Genomic DNA, 7,708 nt, shown 5'->3' on the forward strand with positions numbered 1-7,708 from the left:
TATTATAGTGGATGAGCCCATGAAAAACCAGTTTCCCGTATTGCGTGAAAACTCCGTTTCTCCCCTTCGGGCGTGAATCACATGTACATGCCGCCGTCCACATGCAGGGTTTGCCCTGTCATGTAGCTGGCCGCATCCGACGCGAGAAAGACGACGACCTTGGCAATCTCGTCCGCCTGTCCCAAACGGTTCAGCGGAATTTGTCCCAGCATGGCGGTTTTTACTTCTTCCGGCAGGCCCAGCGTCATATCGGTATCGATAAAGCCTGGCGCCACCGCATTAACCCTGATGTTGCGGGATGCAAGCTCACGGGCGCTCGTCTTGGTCAGACCGATTACCCCCGCTTTTGCAGCCACGTAGTTGGCCTGTCCTGCGTTGCCGATCACACCCACCACAGAGGTGATGTTGATGATGCTGCCGGAACGCTGTTTCATCATCGGACGAGTGGCCGCCTTGATGCAGTGAAACACGCCCTTGAGGTTGGTGTTGATTACTTCGTCCCACTCTTCCTCTTTCATCCGCATGATCAGGTTGTCGCGAGTGATCCCTGCATTGTTAACCAGGATGTCAATGCTTCCAAAGTGATCGAGTGCTTGTTTAAACATCTCATTTACTTCTTCCGCACTGGCTACATTGGCCTTGATCATGATCGCGTCGCGACCCCGTTCCTTTACTTTCGCCACCGTCTCCGCGGCAGCCGCTTCACTTCCCGCGTAGTTGACGACGACATTGGCCCCCGCTTCCGCCAAACGAAGCGCAATCGCTCTTCCAATCCCCCGCGATGCGCCGGTTACCAGGGCTGTCTTTCCACTTAGCATAAAACCCCTCCGTTTACCACATCATCTAGCGACTCCATGTCCTGAACCGAATAAATGGCGACATCAGCAGGCGCGATCTTCTTGATCAGTCCAGCCAGCACTTTGCCCGGACCGATTTCGACAAATGTCGTGACGCCTTGTTCCACCATCCACTGGACGGAATCTTCCCACAGCACCGGAGAAGCCACCTGTTGTACCAGACTTTCCACTATGGCGCCTGCCTCCGACACCGGACGGGCAGTCACGTTGGCAACTACCGGTACAGAAGCGTCTTTCACGTCGACGCCGGCGAGAACTTTTTGCAGCTTCTCTGCTGCCGGCTGCATCAGGCTGGAGTGGAACGGGCCGCTTACGTTCAGCGGCAATACCCGTTTGGCTCCGGACGCTTTTGCTTTTTCCCCCGCCTGCTTTACACCTTCTGCCGAACCGGAGATGACAATCTGACCCGGCGAGTTCAGGTTGGCCAACTGCACCGGATGTCCCGAAGCCGTCACGTCTTCACATACAGCGTGAAGGGCTTCCCGTTCCAATCCCAGAACAGCAGCCATGGCCCCCTGGCCAGCCGGTACTGCCTCTTCCATAAACTGTCCGCGGGCACGCACGGTCTTTACCGCATCCGCAAAGGTGATAGACCCGGCAGCCGTCAGCGCGGAGTATTCCCCAAGACTGTGACCGGCAACGAAGTCCGGTACGTAAGCAGGCAGTTTTTCGCGAAGAGCCGCCAATACGGCCATGCTCATGGTAAGAATGGCCGGCTGAGTATTGGCCGTCAAACGAAGTTCTTCCTCCGGTCCCCCAAAACAAAGCGTGGATAATGAAAATCCCAACGCCTCATCAGCCTGTTGAAAAATGTCTCTGGCTGCCGAGGACTGGTGCACCAACTCGGCGCCCATGCCGACAAACTGCGAACCCTGTCCCGGAAAAACAAATGCGACTTTGCTCATGGTGGATACTCCCTCCGATCCTTACACGTGCTCGTTTGTCGACCATTTGCAAAGGGTTGCTCCCCACGTCAAACCTCCGCCGAATCCGACAAGGATGACATTGTCCCCTTCTTTCAGGCGCCCTTCTTCCAACGCCTCATCCAAGGCTACCGGGATGGACGCAGAGGACATGTTGCCGTAGCGATCCAGATTGATCGCTACCTTGTCTTCCGACAGTCCAAAACGCTGGATGGCCGCGTCAATAATTCGTTTATTTGCCTGATGAGGTACCAACAGGTCGATCTCTTCCTTATGAATTCCTGATTTCTCCAGAACCGCTTCCGTTGCGGAGTTCATCACGCGCACGGCAAATTTGAATACCTCTTTTCCCGCCATGGAAATGTAGTGGAGATTTTGTCCAACCGATTCCGCAGAAGCAGGGATGCGAGAGCCCCCCCCCGGTTGGCAAAGCAACGAACTGCCGGAACCGTCCGCCCCCAGCTCAAAAGCCCGGAAGCCGTAGCCTTCCGCAACGGGACCCAGCAGCGCTGCGCCGGCGCCGTCTCCAAATAACACGCATGTATTGCGGTCTTCGTAGTTCGTAATCTTGGAAAGTGTCTCCACTCCGACCACGAGGACGTATCGGTACATGCCGTTGGCCACAAACTGGCTGCCGGTAGCGATTCCGTACAGGAATCCGGTACACGCAGCGGAAACATCCAACGCGGACGCTTTTTTTGCCCCCAGCTTCTCCTGCAGGATGCATGCGGTGGATGGGAACGGCATATCAGGCGTCACCGTCGCCACGATGATCATGTCCAGCTCCTCCGCGCTGATGTTTGCTTTGGCCAGCGCTTTCTTCGCCGCTTCGTAAGCCAGGTCGGAAGAAGCCTGCTCAGGAGAGCAGATTCTGCGTTCGCGGATACCGGTACGGGTCACGATCCACTCGTCCGAGGTCTCCACCATTTTTTCCAGATCAAAATTGGTCAGTACTCGTTCTGGCATGTATGAACCAGTCGCCAGAATTCCCACGGAACGCAATCCCATCATCGTCCTCACTCACTTTCTTTTTCTTTCGGTGCGTATTTGATCAATTCGGTTTGAATAAAGCCGTTGACGTCGTGTTTGACGAAGCGCGCCGCAACAGCGACGGCGTTTTTGATAGCCCGTTCGTTTGACGAACCGTGCGCCTTGATTACCGGATGGCGCAAGCCCAGCAGCGGAGCTCCGCCGTATTCGGCGTAATCCAACCGGTTTTTGAAGCGGATCAGACTTGGTTTGAGGATGGCCGCTGCTACCTTATTCAAGAAACTGGAAAAGAACTCCTGCTTCAGCTGCGAAAAGATCGTGGAAGCCGTTCCTTCGATGGACTTGAGCAGCACGTTACCGGCGAAGCCATCGCACACGAGGACGTCGCACGCCCCCTGCATCACATCACGAGACTCCACGTTGCCCACGAAGTTCAGGCCCGTTTCAGCCAGCATCGGATAGACAGCCTTGGTCAACTCGTTACCCTTGCCCTCTTCCGTACCGACATTCAGCAGCCCCACGGACGGGTTTTCGAAACCCAGCACTTTTTCCGCATAAAGGCTGCCCATGACGGCGTACTGAAGCAGGTGATGAGGCTTTGCATCCATGTTGGCACCCACGTCCAGCGTCAGGGTGGCTCTGCCTTTTACGTTCGGGATAAATGCGGCGAGGGCCGGACGTTCGATGCCCTCCATGCGTCCTGCATACAGCGTTCCCGCAGTCATCAAGGCCCCGGTGTTGCCTGCAGAAATGGCTGCGTCCACTTTTCCTAGTCGAGCCAGTTCAACTGCCACGACCAAAGAAGAGTCCTTCTTTCTTCGTACGGAACGCACGGGTTCATCGTCAGCTTCAATCACTTCTGTCGTGTGGTGGATTTCAATCCCCTTGGGCAGTTCCGCAGGCAAGTGCGAGCGAATCGTCTGTTCGTCACCCACCAGCACCACCGTTATTGACGGATCGGCAGAAACGGCCTGCACAGCACCCAAAACGGTACTGCGCGGCGCGTTGTCACCGCCCATCGCATCCAATGCAATACGCAAACGAATTTCCTCCTTACCAGATCAATCACTGACGCTCGGCGACGCCGGACATGCGAACGACGCGAAACGTGGCTGTGAAGACCAGTTCTCCGTGTACCTTGGTCTCGACGCGCACTTTGCATTCATCGCCATTTGCGCTGCGTACGACAGCTTTGGCTACAAGCTTTTCTCCCAGCTTGACGGGGCGGATGAAACGGATGCGGGCGGTTGCCGTCAATGCCACATCCGCGTCGATGACCGCTACTGCAAGAGAGTTTGCCTGTGCAAATATATAATGTCCACGAGCGATCTGCGTCCGTGAAAAGACGTGTTCTTGCTTGATTTCCAGCACGGAAATCGCCTGATCGTCAAGCTGAAGGTCAATCACTTCCCCAATCACTTCATCAATACCAAGCGATTTGACGGGATCCAGACTTTTTTCAGCAACCGACTTGATTCGCTCGCGCAATTCCGGTATCCCCAGTTCCAGTCGGTCTAGACGTATTGTTTGGATACTGACCTGAAATAACTCTGCGAGATCCTCGTCCGTGGCGAAGGGATTTTCCTGCAGCGACTGAACCAGCCGGAATTGACGGTCTTTTTTGGGCATGCGGGCGATTGTTGACACCCCCTACACTTCATCACTACATAAGATATGTTTTGCGATCAGTTTTTAATACCAGGTACTAAACATAGTATAGGGGAGAAGCGAGGGAAAAACAACCTTTTTAGTGGGCGTTTAAAAAGGAGGACAAACAGAGCCAAGTAGATCGAGGCGCGGAAGTCGCGAGGTCGGCTAAGAGCTCCCCGTCCTGGGGCCACGCCGACACTTGCACGTCCTGTGCTGCGCAGCGGAGCGTAGGTACGTCTACGCGAGCAGCGGAGCGACGACGCAACGAAGAGATGCGACGGCAATGTTTCCCGGACTTTTTAAACATCCTCTATTAGTAGATCCGGCGAATCACTTCTTCAATATCCGGTTCCTTCATCTGAATATCCAGCGGTTCCCCCCAGTTGCCCAGCTCTGCCAATAGCTTGGGCGACGTGGTCCTGCTTTTGTCAAAATACAGCGTTACCTTGTTTCCGTTCCGCTCGATCCTTTCTACACCCTCAACAGGAGCGACGACGGGTTCCGTCCGATACTCCACTTCGATCATGCTGGGCAGTCCAATCTGCCCGCGCAGGTCGGACAGGCTGCCGTCGAGGATCTTCCTTCCGTGATTGATGACGATGATCCGGTCACACAGCTGTTCGATGTCGTCCATATCGTGGGTGGTAAGCAGGATCGTCTTTTTCTCGCTTTTGTTCACCTCTTTTAAAAAGGAACGGATTCTTCCCTTGGCCACCACATCAAGACCTATGGTCGGCTCGTCCAAAAACAGAATCGGCGGATTGTGCAGGAGAGCTGCAGCCAGATCGGCGCGCATTCGCTGTCCCAGAGAAAGCTTTCGCACGGGTGTATCGAGAAAATCCTGCAGGTCCAACAGCTCGTTGTAGCGCTCCATCGCCCTGCGGTACGAAACCGAATCGATCTTGTACATCGCCTGCAGGATCTCAAACGAATCACGCACGGGCAGATCCCACCAGAGTTGGGTACGCTGGCCGAACACCACCCCGATCATCCGGGCCACCTTTTGCCGCTGTTCCTGCGGACTGAATCCGGCAACTTCAATTCGACCGCGGGTGGGATGCAGAATCCCGCACAGCATCTTGATCGTCGTAGACTTGCCTGCGCCGTTTGGTCCAATGTAACCGACAAACTCTCCTTCCGCAATGGAAAAGGAGACGTCGTCCACCGCTTTCACCTCTTTTCGGTCACGGGCAAACAGGGAACGCAGCGACGCGAAGGCACCCGTTCTGGTCGGAGAGAGAAAAAACGACTTGCCTAGTTCCATAGCTTGAATCATGTTCAAACCTCCTAGCTTCCGGTACTGTGGTAATGACGGATGCCCAACGTCCAAAAGCGGTAAGCAATGAGCAGTGCCACGCCGGCTACAAGCGGCGTCAGAAGCAGGTAGTACCACTCCCCGCCTTTTTGCAACAGATAAAGCATCGGCATGTAGTTGACATACGCGATCGGAATGACAGAGAAAAAGAGCAGCTTGAGCCATCCGGGATACAGACTGTTGGGATAATGGGAGGCGTTGGCCGGCGCGTAAATCGTAAACGTTTGCAGCTCTTTCAGCTGGGACGACCAAAACGCCACGGTTGCGGTACAGAGTGAGATGGAAAAAAAGATGACCGGACCGCATACGAGCACCACCGGGATGTAGAGCAGGATTCCCCACAGTTCACACCCCAGTTGGTATAGCCCATAGATCGAAACCAAAAGGACGGCAAGCCCTTGAACGATTCCGCCGATGCGGCCGAGCTCCAGGTTTCTGGTGAGAAGTAGGACAAGCGGCGGCACGGGCCGCACCAGCAGCTGGTCAAACTCGCCGTGGACGATATAGCGTTCAAAGTCGTGAATCTCCGGAGCAAACATCCGATAGAGCGACATGGCGACTGAGGACAATCCGTACAGCATGCCCACTTCGTACAGGTTCCACCCTTTTACGTGATCGAAGCGGTACAAAATGGCGGACAAAATGAAAAAGTCGATGACCATGATCAGTCCGGTGGTCACCGCTGTCGTGAGAAAGTTTAATTTATACTGCATTTGCGCCCGAATGCTGGCGGCGATCAGCTTGCGATAGAGTTGAAACATGCTACCCTCCCTGAATCTCGATTTTTCGGCGGGCTTTCTGTGTAACCGCCAACGCGGCGATGGTCAGCGCGAGTCCCCAGCCCAGCTGGATCAGCAATCCGGATGGCGAAACCTGTTCCAGATAGATCATCACGGGATAGTACAAAACTCCCGCAAACGGTAAATAGGGTGCAATCTCTCCAAGCCATCCGGGGAGCAGGTTGACCGGGATCATTTGACCTCCGAGACCAAAGATCAGAGTGATCACGATGTAGTGGGCCCAGCGAATTTCCGTCGTCCAAAACGAAGTGATGCCGGTGAGGAAAAACAATAGAAGGCCCAGGTAGACGGCAAGCAGCAGCGACAGGCTTGCCAAGAGATATGTGACGGGTTGATCAGGGAAGGAAAAACCGACGAACAGGCCAAGGACGCCGCCGATCGGGATGCTGCGATAGAGTGCGTTGTACCCGACTTTGCCCAGTTCGTGACTGATGACGTAGAGAAAGTAATGGACCGGCCGCATCAGATCCAGGCTGACTGCCCCGCTCCTGACGCCGGTCTGGATTCCCAGACCTGGTGTCAAAAAGGTACTGACCCATAGGACGCACTGGCTTAAGGTTATGTAGTGTCCCATCGTTTCCATGCTGTAGGGACTGTCAGCTTCCCGCCCTTCCAGCACCCCTGCCCAAATGGCGATGAAGACCAGGCCGAAGATGGAACTGGCGATGTTGTTGATGAAATGGGACAAACGATACTGAAGATTGCGACGATAGCTTTTCTGGATAATTCGCCAGTAAACCACATCCTCACTCCTTTCCAGAGAGTCAGATTAAAAATTTTACTTAAAAACGGAAATGGCGTCAATTCCCAATCCACTTTTCATAAGAAAAGAGTGGGCTTACTGTCATTCGATCCTCTCAGCATGGTGGTACATCGATGACAACAATGACGGCGCCGAAGATCGCATTCGAAACACATATAAGAAAACCCACCCGGCATTAGCTAGTTTCCCCTGAAAAATTCCTGGGGTAAGTCAAAAACAAAAGGAATTCAGCTCTCTAAATGGAAGTAGTTGTTGACGAGGCAATACATCCAAAAAGAGGGACTGAATTCCTTTCTTCTTAAAGAAATTCAACAGTGCTCCTCGAAAATCCTTTTTGAGGTGAGCGATTATGTTAAAACTTCGTAACGAGCAAATCACATTGTGGGATACCCTTCTCCCTGAACCAATCC

At 54.0% G+C, this 7,708-nt stretch carries 8 protein-coding genes; all 8 read right to left on the reverse strand.

The features are described from left to right. Positions 1–77 precede the first annotated feature (77 nt). The 8 genes from fabG to ACE99V_RS01705 all read right to left on the reverse strand — a co-directional run bounded on the left by fabG (position 78) and on the right by ACE99V_RS01705 (position 7,277). Positions 78–818 carry a 3-oxoacyl-[acyl-carrier-protein] reductase gene (fabG, locus tag ACE99V_RS01670; protein ID WP_400489222.1) on the reverse strand — a complete coding sequence of 247 codons (741 nt, stop codon included), beginning with the start codon at positions 816–818 and terminating at the stop codon, positions 78–80. After that, positions 812–1,762 (reverse strand): ACP S-malonyltransferase, encoded by a 951-nt coding sequence (gene fabD / locus ACE99V_RS01675; RefSeq protein WP_400489224.1) that lies wholly within the window; start codon positions 1,760–1,762, stop codon positions 812–814. Before fabD ends, fabG begins: the two co-directional genes overlap by 7 nt. Positions 1,763–1,783: 21 nt before the next feature. Then, positions 1,784–2,791, reverse strand: a complete 1,008-nt coding sequence (locus ACE99V_RS01680) for a beta-ketoacyl-ACP synthase III (protein WP_400489226.1) — start codon at positions 2,789–2,791, stop codon at positions 1,784–1,786. A gap of 5 nt (positions 2,792–2,796) precedes the next feature. Then, positions 2,797–3,810, reverse strand: a complete 1,014-nt coding sequence (gene plsX / locus ACE99V_RS01685) for a phosphate acyltransferase PlsX (RefSeq protein ID WP_400489227.1) — start codon at positions 3,808–3,810, stop codon at positions 2,797–2,799. 25 nt (positions 3,811–3,835) lie between these two features. Continuing rightward, positions 3,836–4,417 carry a transcription factor FapR gene (fapR, locus tag ACE99V_RS01690; protein ID WP_400489228.1) on the reverse strand — a complete coding sequence of 194 codons (582 nt, stop codon included), beginning with the start codon at positions 4,415–4,417 and terminating at the stop codon, positions 3,836–3,838. Between the two features lie 316 nt (positions 4,418–4,733). Then, entirely contained in the window at positions 4,734–5,696 is a 963-nt protein-coding gene (locus ACE99V_RS01695; protein ID WP_400489229.1) for an ABC transporter ATP-binding protein, read from the reverse strand. A gap of 11 nt (positions 5,697–5,707) precedes the next feature. Next, positions 5,708–6,496 (reverse strand): ABC transporter permease, encoded by a 789-nt coding sequence (locus ACE99V_RS01700; protein ID WP_400489230.1) that lies wholly within the window; start codon positions 6,494–6,496, stop codon positions 5,708–5,710. A gap of 1 nt (position 6,497) precedes the next feature. Beyond that, complete coding sequence (locus ACE99V_RS01705) at positions 6,498–7,277, reverse strand: ABC transporter permease (RefSeq protein ID WP_400489231.1); 780 nt, start codon at positions 7,275–7,277, stop codon at positions 6,498–6,500. Positions 7,278–7,708: the final 431 nt, after the last annotated feature.

The organism is Brevibacillus soli, assembly GCF_044759095.2.
In the GTDB taxonomy this organism is placed as follows: Bacteria; Bacillota; Bacilli; order Brevibacillales; family Brevibacillaceae; genus JBIYSM02.